Origin of the sequence: Weizmannia sp. FSL W8-0676 (assembly GCF_038593015.1) — a bacterium.
Classification (GTDB): domain Bacteria; phylum Bacillota; class Bacilli; order Bacillales; family Bacillaceae_C; genus Weizmannia; species Weizmannia coagulans.
This window is the reverse complement of the sequence record NZ_CP151954.1, coordinates 1,684,762-1,699,971: the sequence shown is the minus strand read 5'-3', so window position 1 is coordinate 1,699,971 and position 15,210 is coordinate 1,684,762. Positions and strand designations below refer to the sequence as shown.

General features: G+C 48.8%; 18 protein-coding genes. 16 read left to right on the top strand and 2 right to left on the bottom strand.

From position 1 onward, the window contains the following. Positions 1–81: 81 nt before the first annotated feature. The 3 genes from NST20_RS08275 to rpsA all read left to right on the top strand — a co-directional run bounded on the left by NST20_RS08275 (position 82) and on the right by rpsA (position 2,801). Positions 82–726, top strand: coding sequence for a flagellar brake domain-containing protein (locus tag NST20_RS08275; protein WP_342399274.1), 645 nt, complete (start codon positions 82–84; stop codon positions 724–726). 121 nt (positions 727–847) lie between these two features. Continuing rightward, on the top strand, positions 848–1,552 hold the full coding sequence (gene cmk / locus NST20_RS08270; RefSeq protein ID WP_342399273.1) for a (d)CMP kinase: 705 nt from the start codon (positions 848–850) through the stop codon (positions 1,550–1,552). 112 nt (positions 1,553–1,664) lie between these two features. Continuing rightward, entirely contained in the window at positions 1,665–2,801 is a 1,137-nt protein-coding gene (gene rpsA, locus NST20_RS08265; protein ID WP_328013284.1) for a 30S ribosomal protein S1, read from the top strand. Positions 2,802–2,899: 98 nt separating this feature from the next. Here rpsA and NST20_RS08260 read toward each other — a convergent pair whose 3' ends face one another. Together NST20_RS08260 and NST20_RS08255 are read right to left on the bottom strand one after the other, a co-directional pair. Beyond that, complete coding sequence (locus NST20_RS08260; protein WP_013859520.1) at positions 2,900–3,028, bottom strand: YpzI family protein; 129 nt, start codon at positions 3,026–3,028, stop codon at positions 2,900–2,902. Positions 3,029–3,272: 244 nt separating this feature from the next. Continuing rightward, complete coding sequence (locus tag NST20_RS08255; RefSeq protein ID WP_237349286.1) at positions 3,273–4,496, bottom strand: IS110 family transposase; 1,224 nt, start codon at positions 4,494–4,496, stop codon at positions 3,273–3,275. 232 nt (positions 4,497–4,728) lie between these two features. Between NST20_RS08255 and NST20_RS08250 the strand changes: the two genes are divergently transcribed. From NST20_RS08250 to ndk, 13 genes are all read left to right on the top strand, one after another. Next, the gene (locus NST20_RS08250) at positions 4,729–4,935 is read left to right on the top strand and encodes a hypothetical protein (protein ID WP_342399272.1); all 207 of its coding nucleotides are present in this window, start codon (positions 4,729–4,731) and stop codon (positions 4,933–4,935) included. Next, positions 4,908–5,504 carry a hypothetical protein gene (locus NST20_RS08245; RefSeq protein ID WP_342399271.1) on the top strand — a complete coding sequence of 199 codons (597 nt, stop codon included), beginning with the start codon at positions 4,908–4,910 and terminating at the stop codon, positions 5,502–5,504. The genes NST20_RS08250 and NST20_RS08245 overlap by 28 nt, the downstream gene beginning before the upstream one ends. Before the next feature lie 88 nt (positions 5,505–5,592). Continuing rightward, positions 5,593–6,903, top strand: a complete 1,311-nt coding sequence (gene der, locus NST20_RS08240) for a ribosome biogenesis GTPase Der (RefSeq protein ID WP_013859518.1) — start codon at positions 5,593–5,595, stop codon at positions 6,901–6,903. A 20-nt stretch (positions 6,904–6,923) separates the two neighbouring features. Then, on the top strand, positions 6,924–7,964 hold the full coding sequence (locus tag NST20_RS08235; RefSeq protein ID WP_013859517.1) for an NAD(P)H-dependent glycerol-3-phosphate dehydrogenase: 1,041 nt from the start codon (positions 6,924–6,926) through the stop codon (positions 7,962–7,964). A 259-nt stretch (positions 7,965–8,223) separates the two neighbouring features. Continuing rightward, a complete protein-coding gene (locus tag NST20_RS08230; RefSeq protein WP_235920050.1) occupies positions 8,224–8,412 on the top strand; it encodes a DUF2768 domain-containing protein in 189 nt (62 codons plus the stop codon). An 18-nt stretch (positions 8,413–8,430) separates the two neighbouring features. Then, positions 8,431–9,147 (top strand): hypothetical protein, encoded by a 717-nt coding sequence (locus NST20_RS08225; RefSeq protein ID WP_342399270.1) that lies wholly within the window; start codon positions 8,431–8,433, stop codon positions 9,145–9,147. A gap of 243 nt (positions 9,148–9,390) precedes the next feature. Further along, entirely contained in the window at positions 9,391–10,869 is a 1,479-nt protein-coding gene (spoIVA, locus tag NST20_RS08220) for a stage IV sporulation protein A (RefSeq protein ID WP_026683325.1), read from the top strand. A gap of 293 nt (positions 10,870–11,162) precedes the next feature. Then, the gene (locus tag NST20_RS08215; protein WP_013859513.1) at positions 11,163–11,435 is read left to right on the top strand and encodes an HU family DNA-binding protein; all 273 of its coding nucleotides are present in this window, start codon (positions 11,163–11,165) and stop codon (positions 11,433–11,435) included. A 255-nt stretch (positions 11,436–11,690) separates the two neighbouring features. Then, positions 11,691–11,921 carry a trp RNA-binding attenuation protein MtrB gene (gene mtrB / locus NST20_RS08210; RefSeq protein ID WP_013859512.1) on the top strand — a complete coding sequence of 77 codons (231 nt, stop codon included), beginning with the start codon at positions 11,691–11,693 and terminating at the stop codon, positions 11,919–11,921. A 96-nt stretch (positions 11,922–12,017) separates the two neighbouring features. Then, positions 12,018–12,827, top strand: a complete 810-nt coding sequence (locus NST20_RS08205) for a heptaprenyl diphosphate synthase component 1 (protein ID WP_342399269.1) — start codon at positions 12,018–12,020, stop codon at positions 12,825–12,827. 2 nt (positions 12,828–12,829) lie between these two features. Next, entirely contained in the window at positions 12,830–13,534 is a 705-nt protein-coding gene (locus tag NST20_RS08200) for a demethylmenaquinone methyltransferase (protein ID WP_013859510.1), read from the top strand. 18 nt (positions 13,535–13,552) lie between these two features. Further along, positions 13,553–14,515: a heptaprenyl diphosphate synthase component II gene (gene hepT / locus NST20_RS08195; RefSeq protein ID WP_340702673.1), complete on the top strand. Its 963-nt coding sequence runs from the start codon at positions 13,553–13,555 to the stop codon at positions 14,513–14,515. Between the two features lie 151 nt (positions 14,516–14,666). Continuing rightward, positions 14,667–15,113 carry a nucleoside-diphosphate kinase gene (gene ndk / locus NST20_RS08190; RefSeq protein WP_342399268.1) on the top strand — a complete coding sequence of 149 codons (447 nt, stop codon included), beginning with the start codon at positions 14,667–14,669 and terminating at the stop codon, positions 15,111–15,113. Positions 15,114–15,210: the final 97 nt, after the last annotated feature.

The following is a 15,210-nucleotide window of genomic DNA, read 5'->3' as shown; positions in this document are numbered from 1 at the left end:
AAATGAAACGCGAAAAAAGAATACAAAACTGCCCAGCCTGTGTCATAATAAGATTGGAATCTATAAAAGGGGTTTGGGAAGATGTTAAAAGTCGGGCTGGAACTCACACTGGAAGATAAAGATACAAGTAAAAGATACAGATGTAAAATTGCGGATATAAAAGAGGATAAAATTTATATTGATTACCCGATCGACCTGGAAACAAACCGGACCGTATTTTTGCTGATTGGCCAGGGGCTGCTCGTTGATTTCGTTTCGGACGGCCAGATTCCTTACCGGTTTTCATCAAAAGTCACCGGCAGGGAACTCGGCAATATCCCGATGCTTATTTTATCCGCACCGGAGCCGGAAGATGTGCGCAAGATCCAGCGGCGGCAATATGTCAGGGTAGATGTCGCGCTCGATATTGCCCTCACCTTTCCGGAATCCAATTTGAAAACAACGGCAGTTACAAAAGACATCAGTTCGGGCGGCTGCGCCGTCTACTTGCCTCGCAATATCCGCCCGGGGGAGCATGAAACAGGAAAAGCGCTTCTTGTCCTGCCGCTAAAAGAAGGCTACCAGTACTTGCAGCTGCTTTTTTCCGTCGTCAGGCTGTTTGAAACCGGTGGAAAAACGGGGTCCTCGCTCCAGTTTAAAGATACAAGCGCAAAAGAGAGGCAGTATATCCTGCGTTTTTGCTTCGAGCAGCAGCTTTTGCTCCGTAAAAAGGGCCTTTCCGGATAAAACTTGCATTTCATGGATAGGAGGATTCACCATTTTATGGTACACTATAAAGAGGGTGTATCCTTTTATCTGCTCAAAAAACGGGTATATGCAACAAGAGAGAATAGGGTGAAATCGTTGTATGAAAAAAATCAATATTGCCATCGACGGTCCTGCTGCTGCAGGGAAAAGCACGGCGGCGAAAAAAGTTGCCGAGCAGTTGCAATATATTTACATTGATACAGGCGCAATGTACCGGTCGCTTACTTATAAAGCGCTGCAGTACGGAACGGACCTTGAAGACGGCAATGCGCTTGCCAAACTTTTGTACAAGACAAATATCCGCCTGGAGCCGGGGGAAAACGGCCAGATTGTTTTTGTCGACGGTGAAGACGTAACCGACAAGATCAGGGAAAGGGAAGTGACGAGAGCAGTTTCAGCTGTTTCAAAGCATGCCGTTGTCCGTGAAGAAATGGTCAAGCGGCAGCGGATGCTCGCCCGTGGCGGCGGCGTTGTCATGGACGGCCGGGATATCGGGACAAAAGTATTGCCGGATGCCGAATTGAAGATTTTTTTGCTGGCCAGCGCCGATGAGCGCGCAAAGCGGCGCCATGCCGAAAATGTTGCAAAAGGGATCCCTTCAGACCTCAGCCGTTTAAAACAGGAGATTGAGGAAAGGGACAGGCTGGATTCCGAACGGGAAGTTTCACCGCTCTCTAAAGCGGCGGACGCCGTAGAACTGGACACGACAAGCATGGACATTGATGAAGTTGCCGGAAAGATTCTTGCGATGGCAAAAGAAAAAATCACCCAGCAGCAATCGGCTTCTTTACTTGACAAAAAGTAAAAGATGTTAGAAATTTGATAGGAAAGCGTTTCTTTTTGAATTATACGAATTAATTTGAAAAGAACGGGTATATTCAATGGTAGTTGAAGCGCCGGATAAGGAGGAAGTACATATGCCAGACGAAATGAATGAAATAGAAGTACGGTCCCTTTCTGTAGGGGATAAAGTGAAAGCATCGGTTGTCAAAGTGGAGGAAAAGCAAGTGCTCGTTTCCATTGAAGGCAGCAAAGTGGACGGGATTATTCCGATCAGCGAGCTTTCCAATCTCCATATTGAAACCGCATCAGATGCCGTGAAAGAAGGGGACGAGCTGAATCTCGTCGTTACGAAAGTGGAAGAAGACGCCGTCATTCTTTCCAAACGGAAATATGATGCTGAAAAAGCATGGGATGAGATGAAGGAAAAATTTGAAAACCAGGAAATCATCGAAGCGGAAGTTAATGAAGTGGTAAAAGGCGGCCTTGTTGTCGATTTGGGCGTCCGCGGCTTTGTCCCTGCATCGCTTGTCGAGGACCACTTTGTTGAAGACTTCTCCGACTATAAAGGGAAAACATTGCCCTTTTTGATCGTTGAACTGGACGAGGACAAAAACCGGTTGATTTTATCACACCGGGCTGTGGTGGAAAAAGAAAAAGAAGAAAAACGCCAGGATATTCTTGACCATCTCGAAGCAGGCCAGGTGCTGGAAGGGACCGTGCAAAGGCTGACGAATTTCGGCGCTTTTGTCGATATCGGCGGAATTGACGGCCTTGTCCATATTTCCCAGCTTGCGCATGAACGGGTGGAAACGCCGTCCGATGTCGTCAAAGAAGGGGAAAAGGTCAAAGTGAAAGTGTTGTCGGTGGACCGGGACAACGGGCGGATTTCCTTGTCCATCAAGGATACACTTCCGGGCCCCTGGGAAGGCATTGAACAGAAAGCACAGAAGGGGACTGTCCTTACCGGGACGGTAAAACGCTTGGTTTCGTTCGGGGCATTTGTGGAAGTATTCCCGGGCGTTGAAGGGCTTGTCCATATTTCACAAATTTCCCATAAGCATGTGTCCACCCCTCATGAAGTGTTAAGGGAAGGTCAGGAAGTGCAGGTGAAAGTGCTCGATGTCAACGAACAGGCGCACCGCTTGTCCTTAAGCATGAAAGAACTGGAACAGGCTGATACAGCAGCTTCTGATTATGACCTTCCAGAAGAAAATACCGGGTTCCAGCTTGGGGATATGATCGGGGACCAGTTGAAGAAATTTAAGCAGTAAAAAAGCCCGTCCGGTTGGAATGAAAAAGCTGAGAGGCGCCCGTGTAGCCGGTGCCGCTCAGCTTTTTTGCGCTTTGTCTTGCCTATTAACCGCTGCTTTTACTGCCGTTTGCGTGCTTCATCAGCGCTTTCAAGGCGGGTTGCCCCTCCGTAGTGGAGCGCCTGGTCACGGTCGCTTTCCACACGCCCGCTTTGGCGCAGTTTTTTCTCCTGGCGGTCTTTTCCCATTGCCCATTCACCCCCGTTTGTAGTATGCCTGAAAAAAGCGAAAAACTTGCGGTTAACCCGGTGCAATCTTTCCCATAATGGAGATAAAGTCCTACGGTGTGATGTCAAGGGTTAAAAACAAGTGAATTGGAAATTTTGTTGGCTCTATGTCATAAAAATGGCAATACTGAACTAAGCCTCCAGATAATTGGAATAATCTGGAAGTTTTCAAGTTCAGGCTATCGATGATGGTTACCTGGTTACCTCATCGCGTCACCTTCTTTTTCGGCGCATAAATTTGATCGTTGCGGAGCAGCGCATCGATCAGGCGCACCAGTTTTCTTGCCGTTAAGACGAGGGCGCGTTTGTGTGAGTGCTTATGCACCTCACGATATTTCTTTTGGTAAAAGGCGCGGTACTCAGGTTCGTGTCGCCGGACCAGATTGGCAGCCTCAACCAGGTAATACCGGAGATAACGATTGCCTGTACGCGCAAGCATTTTGTCATCAGCCTCAAAATCACCCGATTGGTGGCGGGGCCAGAACAATCCGGCAAATTTTGCGATCGCGGCTTGGTCGTCAAAGCGCTCAATGTCGCCGATTTCAGCGAGAATCCCAGCACAGCTCACCGGGCCTATTCCCGGAATGGTCTGGAGGGTATTCGGGATTCCATCAAGAACGCGGGCAATCGCCTTATCCAAATCCTTGATTTGGCGTTTAAGATGCCGGATGATCTCAATAGAACTGCCCAGGACCAAGTCAATCGAATCCTCCACACATTTAGAAAGCCGGTAAGAGGACCGGGCAGCTTTTTGGATGGATGCGGCCAAATCCTCGGGATCGCTAAAGCGGCCATGGCCTTTGGTCTGGAGATACATCGCTAAGTCCTCCAGAGGCATTTGGGCAATTTCATCGAGGCTATAGGCCTCAAGCAAAAATTCCGTTATGGCATGGCCGAAGACCGATGTATCCACTTCAAGGTTAAAGGCACTGAATTTGAAAAACAGATGATTCAAAAATACCTGTTGTTCCCGGGTTAAACTTTGAATCAGGTGATAGCGCATCCGTGTTAACCGTTGAAGGGCAAGGTATTGTTCTGACTGAATCACGGATTTCGGCAATCTCCCGAAACGCAAGCGGTCCGCAATTACCCAGGCATCTTTGGGATCGGTCTTGTCCATCTCGGCATAAGCCTTTTTGAAATTTCTCACCAGCTTCGGATTCAGGGTAAACACCTTTGTACGACGCTGTTTCAGCTCGGGATCTTCATGGAAAAACATTGCCGGGTGCCAACTATACACAGATGTGGCCTCCATGGCGATCTGGATGGTGTCATCCGCCTCCGCATGTTGGAGGATGGTGTCTCTTAACTCAGAGGCACCGGGAAGATTGTTTGTCACCGTTTGGGTGGCTAACGTTTCCCCCATTCCATCCATCAGGCAGGCATCGAGGTTTTTGGAGCTCACGTCAATACCGACAAATAAGGGCATATGATTTCCTCCTCTCTGTATTGGGATCGATGGAATCGGACGCTTCGGGATATCCCCAGATGGCTTGCCGATCTGTCAGCCTCGCGTATGAGAACTCATCCGGGCCGTGGGCTGCCTGGAACTGCTCATTTCCAGCACGGAGATCCGGAGGAACGGCCTACGGGTTAGACGTTCAAGCAAGAACCTGGGGATGCAGACTTTTCGAGTAGTCAGGCTACAAGGAGGGGAAGCATTGACCCAAACGATCCTAAGACCATTATCCGGGAACATCGCGAAGCGTCCAAGTCCGAACTTGTATTCCGGGCTCGCCCGGAATACAAAATCTTATATTCACTTGTCAATGAGCAGCAGAATGAACTGGAAATTGACATCCACTTTGGATTTAAACTTATTATACGAGGAGGGTGCACCGTGGAAGGAGCATTTTTTTTGGGGGTGATGTGGGCGGTATGGATTTGGGCGACATTTTTGCTGGACAGGCATCACCGTTTACGGTTTCCGGCAGCACTGGTTGCTTTGCTGCTCGTGATCAGCTTTCCGCATCAAGCGGCGGTGGGCCGTCTCGATATCAGCTGGGCGCTCATCGTCATCATGGCTGCCGGTTATGGGTACTTCGGCAAATTTTCGAAATGGGCGCTTTTGGCCCGGATCGCCGGCGTCTTTATCGTGATGACAGGCTATGCAGGCCTGTTGTTATTTGAACTGTACGATCCGGTCTGGATGTTTGCCTGGCGTACCATTTGCTACAGCCTGTTTTTGTTTATCCTTGTCCATTTGCTTTTTCGTTCAAAAATGGATGCCGTTGCCGCCGCACTGACCGGTACGGCACAAGGGGAAATTCTGTATGCACTGGTGCTTGCAAAATGGGATTTCCATGTTACGGCAGGCTCTGCGGCATATCTCGATATCGCCGGGCTTTTTCTCCTCTATGCGTACGGCTGGCATATCATGGATGCCGCCTTGAATCTCATATCAGAAAAAGCAGCAAAAAAGGAAAGGCCGGGATGATTTGTGGGATATTGCCTGAACAAGAAAATATTGATAAACTACTAAAGTTGATTTGTTTTGCGAAAACGGAACAGAAAGGGTGAATCGTATGGCAAAACCGGTTGTGGCAATTGTCGGACGCCCGAATGTAGGCAAATCTACCATTTTTAACCGAATTGTAGGAGAGCGGGTTTCTATTGTGGAAGATGTTCCGGGAGTGACAAGAGACCGTATATACAGTCCGGCAGAATGGCTGACACACGAATTTAACGTGATTGATACAGGCGGCATTGATATCGGGGATGAACCGTTTCTCGAGCAGATCCGGCAGCAGGCTGAAATCGCCATCCAGGAAGCGGATGTGATCATTTTTATTACAAGCGGTAGAGAAGGCGTGACTTCTGCGGATGAAATGGTCGCCAAAATATTGTACCGGTCAAAAAAGCCGGTCGTTCTGGCAGTGAACAAGGTTGACAATCCCGAGATGCGCACCCAGATTTATGATTTTTACGCCCTCGGTTTTGGCGATCCTTTCCCGATATCCGGCGCGCACGGCCTCGGCCTTGGCGACCTGCTCGATGCAGTTGTCAAACATTTTCCTGAGAAAGCGGACGAGGAGTACGGGGAAGATGTCATTAAATTTTGTTTTATCGGGAGGCCGAACGTCGGAAAATCTTCCCTGTTCAATGCGATTCTCGGTGAAGAGCGCGTCATTGTCAGTGAAATAGAGGGAACGACGAGAGACGCGGTGGATACCGTCTATACTTATGAAGGCCAAACTTATGTTATGATTGATACAGCAGGGATGCGCAAAAAAGGAAAAGTGTATGAAAACACGGAAAAATACAGTGTGCTGCGCGCATTGAGGGCCATTGAGCGTTCCGATGTCGTCTGTGTTGTTTTAAACGGCGAGGAAGGGATCCGGGAACAGGATAAGCGGATTGCCGGCTACGCCCATGAAGCGGGCCGCGGCGTGATCATTGTGGTAAACAAATGGGATGCCGTTCAAAAAGATGAAAAAACAATGGATCAGTTTACGCAGAAAATCCGGGACCATTTCCAGTTTCTTGATTATGCGCCGGTCATTTACGTGTCGGCAAAAACAAAAAAGAGGCTGGACCAGCTGTTCCCGCTGCTTAAGACGGTCAGCGAGAACCATGCGATGCGCGTGAAGTCCAGCGTGCTGAATGAAGTCATAACAGATGCGGTTGCGATGAATCCGACGCCGACAGACAAAGGGCGGCGGCTGAAAATCTTTTATGCGACGCAAGTCTCCGTCAAACCGCCGACGATCGTTGTGTTTGTCAATGATCCCGAATTGATGCATTTTTCGTACGAACGGTTTTTGGAAAACCGGATCCGTGATGCGTTTGGTTTTACCGGAACGCCGATCCATATCATCGCCCGTGCGCGTAAATAAATATAAAGAGGGTGTTTTATTTGTCCAAAAAAACGATCGCAGTGCTCGGCGCGGGGAGCTGGGGCACTGCCTTGTCGATTGTTTTGGCTGATAACGGCTTTAAGGTCAGGCTGTGGGGAAACAAAAAAGGCCAGATCGATGAAATCAATACATCCCATACAAACGCGTTTTATTTGCCGGGCATCAAGCTGCAACCCGCAATTACCGGCACCTTTTCACTTGAAGAAGCGTTAAACGGCATTGATACCGCTGTACTGGCGGTCCCTACAAAAGCGGTGCGCGATGTATGCAGGCAAGTGAAAGCGGTGCGGAAAAGCCCGCTTTCCATCATCCATGTCACCAAAGGGATTGAACCGGGTTCCCTGATGCGCATTTCGGAAATGATTGAAGAAGAAATTCCGGAATCGTTGCTGCGGGATCTGACGGTTTTATCGGGGCCGAGCCATGCTGAAGAAGTCAGCCTGCGCCACCCGACAACCGTAACCGTTTCATCGAAAAAAATGGCAGCTGCCAAAAAAGCACAGGACATTTTTATGAACTCGAATTTCCGCGTCTATACGAATCCCGACATCATTGGCGTCGAATTGGGCGGTTCCCTGAAAAATATTATTGCACTTGCAGCCGGCATTTCGGACGGCCTCGGCTATGGGGACAATGCGAAAGCCGCTTTAATGACGAGAGGGCTTGCGGAAATCGCCCGGCTCGGCACGAAAATGGGCGCAAATCCGCTGACATTTTTAGGGCTTGCCGGGATTGGCGACCTGATCGTGACTTGCACGAGCGTTCACTCGCGGAACTGGCGGGCCGGCAATATGCTCGGCAAAGGCAAAAAGCTCGATGATGTGCTGGAACAGATGGGAATGGTCGTGGAAGGCGTCCGGACAACAAAGGCGGCGTACCAGCTCTCCAGCCGGTACGAAGTCAAAATGCCGATTACCGATGCCCTTTACCATGTCTTATTTGAAGGACTTGACCCGAAAGAAGCAGTCGACAATTTAATGGGCCGGCTGAAAAAACATGAAATGGAAGGTTTGATGGATGTGCTGGGGGAACAGTACTAGCTTTCCTTGGCAAAAAAGTCCCGGTAGGCTTTCGGATGATACCGGACGGAGGCATGCTGCATAAACTGCAAGGAAAAAGAATTCGCTTTAAACTGCGCAGGCTGGGTATAGTTAACCTTTTCTCCGGGGCAGACGTTCGCCCCGGCCTTTTTTTATGCCGTAAATTGAAACATTTCAAAAGCTTATGATATAATGTCCGAAGTCCGAAAGGTTTACGAATTTTACAAGGGAGAAAGGGGAGATTGTTTTGTCCCGGGGGATGGCGAATATGTGGATTTCGCTTTTCGGCATGGGCCTGCTCTGTTTGGCGATGGTATTGATTCTTGCCAGCAGATATAGGCTGAAACAAAAACTGTTCAAATGGGCGGCTGCTGTGATTGCGTATGCCTGCCTGGCGCTGGGCGGCCTGATTATGGCTTATATCGTGCTGAGCGGGCCAGCAAATTAACCGGAGGGGGAGATCATTTTGCGCTTCAAAAATATGCTGCTGCTTCTGACCGTTTTCTCCTGCATCAGTTTAGGCGGCTGCCTTTATCCGGGGGCACAGGAAAAAGAAAGCAGGCTGCCGGATGACATGCAGCTTCAAATGGTGCAAAAAGCGGTAGATGCATACCGGAAAGACAACGGCGGCCTGCTCCCGATCAAGACAAAGCCGCAAAATACGCCGGTTTACGTAAAATACCCGATTGATTTCAATAAACTGAAAAGCCCGAAAAACTACCTGCCCGATCCGCCGGCAAATGCGTATGACAACGGCGGCACGTTGCAATATGTGCTCCTTGATCCGGAACATCATCCGACGGTCAAAGTGTTTGATACGAGAATACCCGAGAAAATAAGAGACTTGCAAATCCGGATTGCGTCCCAGGGCTATCCGCCATTTAAAAAAGAGATTGCAAGAAATGTATACGCTTTAGATTTTAAAAAGCTCGGTTACAAAACAGATCCGTACGTGGTGTCTCCGTATACCGGCCGGAAACTGCCGTTTGTCATTACCGGCAGAGGCGGCATTTATGTCGATTACCGGGCTGATCTGGCAAAAGCGCTCAAAACGGGCAAGCGGGCGTTTAAACCCGGGGAAGATATCCGCGTGCTGTTAACTGAAGGCTCCCCGTTTGTACCGGCTTATTCCCTTCCCTGCACCGTAAATCAAAAAAATGAACCGGTATTTATGGCAAAATAGTCATAACCCTTTCTCATCCCAATATATTGTTAGAGAAAGGGTTTATTTTTTGGTCCTGCGTCTCTTCGTAAGGAAAAATTTTGAAAAAATAAACAGGGGCAAATCCTGTACAGCAACTTTTTGAAAATCTATAAAAAATCATTTTATAGACATAAGGCGGTCGGACAACATCATACACATATAATGTCCTATCATCAGCGCGAATGATGGTGTCCCGGGAACGAATGTGGGGAGGGAAACAAATTGGAAAAAGTTGATATTTTTAAAGATATTGCAGAACGTACGGGCGGCGATATTTATTTGGGGGTCGTGGGCGCCGTCAGAACGGGGAAATCCACTTTTATTAAAAAATTCATGGAACTCGTTGTGCTTCCGAACATTACAAACGAAGCGGACAGAAACCGGGCGCAGGATGAACTCCCGCAAAGTGCGGCTGGGAAAACGATTATGACGACAGAACCGAAATTTGTGCCGAACCAGGCGGTTGCTGTCCATGTCGACGAAGGACTTGATGTGAACATCCGGCTTGTCGACTGTGTCGGCTACACGGTTCCGGGCGCGAAAGGTTATGAAGATGAAAACGGCCCGCGCATGATCCATACGCCGTGGTATGAAGAACCGATTTCTTTCCACGAAGCGGCGGAAATCGGCACGAGAAAGGTCATTCAGGAACATTCAAGCATCGGGGTTGTGATCACGACAGACGGCACGATCGGCGAAATTCCGCGTGAGGATTACGTGGAAGCGGAAGAAAGGGTTGTTGCCGAGTTAAAAGAAGTCGGCAAACCGTTTATCATTGTTGTCAATTCGGCAAAGCCGCATCATTCGGAGACGGAAATGCTGAGGGCGGAATTGCAGGAAAAGTATGATCTTCCGGTGCTCGCCATGTCAGTGGAAAGCATGCGTGAAGCCGATGTGCTGAATGTGCTGCGGGAAGCGCTGTACGAATTTCCGGTACTGGAAGTCAATGTGAACCTGCCGAGCTGGGTCATGGTGTTAAAAGAAAACCACTGGCTGCGTGAAAATTATCAGGACGCCGTGAAAGAGTCGGTAAAAGACATTAAGCGGCTGCGCGATGTGGACCGCGTTGTCCAGGCTTTTAACGAATATGAATTTATTGAATCTGCAAGCCTTGCCGGCATTGAAATGGGGCAAGGGGTGGCGGAAATCGACCTCGAGGCGCCGGATGAACTGTACGACCAGGTTTTAAAGGAAATCGTCGGCGTCGAAATCCGCGGCAAGGATCATCTGCTCGAGCTGATGCAGGATTTCGCCCATGCAAAATCGGAATACGACCAAATTTCCGATGCCCTGAAAATGGTGAAACAAACCGGCTACGGGATTGCCTCGCCTTCCCTGCAGGATATGAGCCTAGATGAGCCGGAAATCATCCGCCAGGGATCCCGTTTCGGCGTCCGGCTGAAGGCGGTGGCGCCGTCCATCCATATGATCAAAGTCGATGTCGAGTCGGAATTTGCCCCGATCATCGGGACGGAGAAGCAGAGCGAGGAGCTTGTGCGGTACCTAATGCAGGATTTTGAAGATGACCCGCTGTCCATCTGGAATTCGGATATATTCGGGCGTAACTTAAGTTCCATTGTCAGGGAAGGCATCCAGGCAAAATTATCGCTCATGCCGGAAAATGCCCGCTATAAGTTAAAAGAAACGCTCGAACGGATCATTAACGAAGGGTCAGGCGGCCTGATCGCCATTATTTTGTAAGAGGGATACCGCGGTATCCCTTTTTTGTATCCGTGCACCCGCAAAATATGTTTTCCGCAAGTTTGAATTTTTCGGGAAAAGTACTTTAAATCCGAAAAAAAGTTGAAAAGTTTTCCTTTGTTAGCGAATAGTTCTTGCACCTCTCTTGCGATTATGATAATCTTTTAACAGAATTGGTGCTGAAAAGCCTGATTCTATCCGGTTTTAAACGTTTATGATGAGGGAAAACCGTATACACTGAAGAGAAGAAGCTGGAAATGACTTCTATGTTTCTTTTGGAGGAGGTGAATGGAATGAATAAAACGGATTTAATCAATGCAGTGGCAGAAGCTACCGAACTTTCCAAAAAGGATACGACAAAAGCAGTTGACGCTATTTTTGATACAATTCAAAATGCATTGGCAAACGGAGATAAAGTCCAACTGATCGGGTTTGGTAATTTCGAAGTGCGCGAACGCGCTGCCCGTAAAGGAAGAAACCCGCAAACCGGTGAGGAAATCGATATTGCGGCAAGCAAAGTGCCTGCATTCAAGCCGGGGAAAGCGCTTAAAGACGCAGTGAAGTAATTACATATGGTTGGCTTTGAGCGGAAAAAAGGCTGCCTGGGCAGCCTTTTTTTAATACAGCAGGGTCCAAAAAACGGAAAAAGGGAAACGTGCATACGTTTGGCGCCCGTTTTCCCGGTGCAAAAGCCTGCGAAATCCCGGCACAGCCGGGGGGAGCGCCTGAGCGCGGCGTTTCCGGCGCTTTGACTGCAAACGGCGCTGTGGTAAGATGAATATATGAAAAGCTTTTTAAACGAATAAAAAGGAGGCCCGAAAATGAAAGCAGAGGCGCAGGCGGATTATATCGTCGTGAAAGCGTTGCAGGACGGGGTGAGCGTCATTGGGCTGTCAAGGGGTACCGATACGAAGCTGAACCATACGGAAATGCTGGATGATGGCGAAGTGCTGGTCGCACAGTTTACCGAACATACTTCCATGATCAAGATTCGCGGCGAAGCGCAAATCCTGACCGGCATCGGGAATTTGCGCAGCGAAGCGAAAAAATAAACCGGAATCAATTTGTTAACGGCCATTTTACATATGTGATATAATAAACTACAGCTTATTTTTAGGCCAGATCAACGAAGAAACGGGGAAAGGGTTATGTTATACCAGAGGGAGCAGCAAATTGCCGCAATCAAACAGGCGATTGAAGAAGAAGTGGCACACGACTATCTAAATCAGTTTATTGATGCCCCATACATAGATGAAGACCGGATTCTGCTTTTGATAAGCAGCCTTGCGGGGCAGCCTTATACGGAACATGAAGTGAAGCAGTTTGTTGCGACTGCCATGCTGATCCAGATTGCCCTTGACACCCATGAAAAAGTAACCAATGCAAATGAAAATCAAAAAAGCCGCCAGCTTACCGTTCTGGCGGGGGATTATTTCAGCAGCCTTTACTACAAACTGCTTGCGGGCGTGCACAACGTCCGGCTTGTCGGCATACTGGCGGAAGGAATCAAATCCGTAAATGAATATAAAGTGATGCTTTACCAATTTGACAATTCCGACGCGGAGACGTTCGTCGGGCATTTGAAAAAAACCGAATCCGCGATTATTACAAAATTTATGCAGTTTTTCGGTTCACAGCCGCTCATCCGCTTAAGCGAGGAACTGCTTTTGTTTAACCGGCTGTTAAGGGAAAAGGAGCAGGCCGAAAACGGGAAGCGCTCCATCCTGTTTGAAGCCCTGAACAAAATGGCCTACCCGGGTGACGGGCACCCTTTTGAGCAGCTGCCGCATGAGAAAAAGCGAAAACTGTTTTATATTTGTGAGAAGTATTTGAAAGAAAGCATCCGTGCGTTGCAGGCTGCGGCCATGTCTTGCGGAAACGAAATGCTTTCAGAGCGGATCCGCCTGCTGATGGGGCGGTATGGTGATACAACGAGATTATATGCGGAGGAAGGGTAACCATGATGCCAAAAGAAGAACGGGTACACGCCATTTTCGAAAAAATTTCGCAAAACTACGATAGGATGAACTCGGTGATCAGCTTCAGCCAGCATAAGCGGTGGCGGAAAGACCTGATGCGGAAAATGGCGGTAAGAGAAGGGAGCAGCGCACTCGATCTGTGCTGCGGGACGGCGGACTGGACAATTGCCCTCGCAGAGGCAGTCGGCGAATCCGGCAGTGTGACAGGGCTCGATTTCAGTGAAAGCATGCTTGAAGTCGGGAAGCGGAAAGTGGACGCGCTCGGCTTGAAAAATGTCTCGCTCCGTTACGGAAATGCAATGGAACTGCCGTTTGAAGATGGAACGTTTGATTATGTGACGGTCGGGTTCGGGCTCAGGAATGTCCCGGACTACAAACAGGTTTTGCAGGAAATGTACAGGGTGCTGAAGCCCGGCGGCATGGCGGCCTGCCTGGAAACCTCCCAGCCGGTCATTCCCGGGTACAGGCAGCTTTATTACTTTTATTTCCGCCGGATCATGCCGCTTCTCGGACAATGGTTGGCAAAAAGCTACCGGGAATATTCCTGGCTTCAGGAATCGGCACTGCAGTTTCCGGGAATGGAAGAACTGGCGGCTGCATTTTCCGATGCGGGTTTTGGCCGGATTTTGTACAAGCCGTTTGCCGGCGGGGCCGCAGCTGCACATATTGCCTTGAAAGAGAAATGATGATCGGATGGAGACGGAATGAAGGTACAAATGCTGTACTCGTTTTTAAAAACGGATATTGAGCTTATTGAACAAGAGCTGGACAACGCTGTCGCATCAAACGCTGCTTTGATACAGCAGGCATCTGAAAGTTTGCTGAAAGCGGGAGGGAAAAGGATTCGCCCTGTATTTGTGCTGCTCGGCGCGAAATTCGGGGATTACGAAATCGAACGTGTCAAAAATGTCGCTGTTGCACTGGAATTGATCCATATGGCATCGCTCGTGCACGATGATGTCATTGATGATGCCGAACTGCGCAGGGGACAGCCGACCGTAAAAGCCAAGTGGGACAACCGGATTGCCATGTATACAGGCGATTATATTCTCGCAACCGCGCTTGAATACATTACAAAAGTGGAGGATCTCTCCGCCCATCAGATTCTGGCGGATACACTTGTTGAAGTGTGCGTCGGCGAAATCGAGCAAATCAAGGATAAATACCGGTTTAATCAGAATTTGCGCTGTTACTTAAGGCGGATCAAGCGGAAAACGGCTTTGCTGATTGCTGTCAGCTGCCAGCTCGGGGCGATTGCAGCGGGCGCTGACGAAAAAACTCACCGCCAATTATACCGGTTTGGCTACAATGTCGGGATGAGCTATCAAATTATTGATGATATCCTGGATTTTACCGGCACGGAGAAGCAGCTTGGAAAACCGGCAGGCGAAGATTTGCGCCAGGGCAATGTAACGCTTCCGGTGCTTTTTGCAAGGGAAGACCCAAAAATCAGAAAAAAGCTGGAATATGTCCATGAGCACATGCCAAAAGCGGAGCTTGAAGACGTTGTCAGACTGGTCAAACAGTCCGGCGCGATCGAACGGTCCTATGCAGTGAGCAACTGCTATCTAGAGAAAGCGCTCAGTTCGCTTGAGCAGCTTCCGGATACCCGTTTTAAAAAAATGCTGGCAGATTTGGCACGTTATATGGGAAAAAGAAAGTTTTAAAAGAAAGCAGGGCTGTCGGGCAGTGCCCTGCATTGGCGGCCCGGTTTTGAAGCGCTTACTTCAAACATATTGAGATTTTCCCGCCATCATGGTACGATTTTCTATGGCCAAGATGCCTTACATAGTAGAAATGCGAATGGAGTGGATGAAGATGGAAAGGACTTTTTTAATGGTAAAACCGGATGGGGTCAGCCGCCAGCTGATCGGCGAAATCGTTTCCCGCTTTGAAAAGAAAGGGTTTCGGCTTGCGGGGGCAAAATTGATGCAAATTTCAGATGAACTTGCAAAAAAGCATTACGCTGAGCATAAAGAACGCCCTTTTTTCAATGATCTTGTGGCATTTATTACTTCCGGGCCGGTCTTTGCCATGGTTTGGGAAGGCGAAAACGTCATCGCCACCGCACGGCAAATGATGGGCAAAACGAATCCGGCCGAAGCCGCCCCGGGGACGATCCGCGGCGATTACGGCGTGATTGTCAGCAAAAACATTATTCACGGTTCCGACTCGGCAGAAAGCGCGAAACGTGAAATTTCCCTGTTTTTCCGGGAAGACGAGCTGATCTCATACAGCCGGCCGGCGGATGCTTCGATTTATTAAATCATGCAAAAAAAGATTGGCGATCCTCTCCGCGCCAATCTTTTTTTATGTTAAAATAAACGGTATGAACCAACAAATCTGAATAAAAATACGGGGA

Excerpts from the sequence above, each read along its gene's own strand:
- NST20_RS08260 (WP_013859520.1), bottom strand. The coding sequence starts at position 3,028 with ATGGGAAAAGACCGCCAGGAGAAAAAACTGCGCCAAAGCGGGCGTGTG.
- der (WP_013859518.1), top strand. The coding sequence starts at position 5,593 with ATGGCAAAACCGGTTGTGGCAATTGTCGGACGCCCGAATGTAGGCAAA.
- NST20_RS08205 (WP_342399269.1), top strand. The coding sequence starts at position 12,018 with ATGTTATACCAGAGGGAGCAGCAAATTGCCGCAATCAAACAGGCGATT.
- NST20_RS08215 (WP_013859513.1), top strand. The coding sequence starts at position 11,163 with ATGAATAAAACGGATTTAATCAATGCAGTGGCAGAAGCTACCGAACTT.
- mtrB (WP_013859512.1), top strand. The coding sequence starts at position 11,691 with ATGAAAGCAGAGGCGCAGGCGGATTATATCGTCGTGAAAGCGTTGCAG.
- NST20_RS08200 (WP_013859510.1), top strand. The coding sequence starts at position 12,830 with ATGATGCCAAAAGAAGAACGGGTACACGCCATTTTCGAAAAAATTTCG.
- ndk (WP_342399268.1), top strand. The coding sequence starts at position 14,667 with ATGGAAAGGACTTTTTTAATGGTAAAACCGGATGGGGTCAGCCGCCAG.
- NST20_RS08230 (WP_235920050.1), top strand. The coding sequence starts at position 8,224 with ATGGCGAATATGTGGATTTCGCTTTTCGGCATGGGCCTGCTCTGTTTG.
- rpsA (WP_328013284.1), top strand. The coding sequence starts at position 1,665 with ATGCCAGACGAAATGAATGAAATAGAAGTACGGTCCCTTTCTGTAGGG.
- cmk (WP_342399273.1), top strand. The coding sequence starts at position 848 with ATGAAAAAAATCAATATTGCCATCGACGGTCCTGCTGCTGCAGGGAAA.
- NST20_RS08255 (WP_237349286.1), bottom strand. The coding sequence starts at position 4,496 with ATGCCCTTATTTGTCGGTATTGACGTGAGCTCCAAAAACCTCGATGCC.
- hepT (WP_340702673.1), top strand. The coding sequence starts at position 13,553 with ATGAAGGTACAAATGCTGTACTCGTTTTTAAAAACGGATATTGAGCTT.
- NST20_RS08275 (WP_342399274.1), top strand. The coding sequence starts at position 82 with ATGTTAAAAGTCGGGCTGGAACTCACACTGGAAGATAAAGATACAAGT.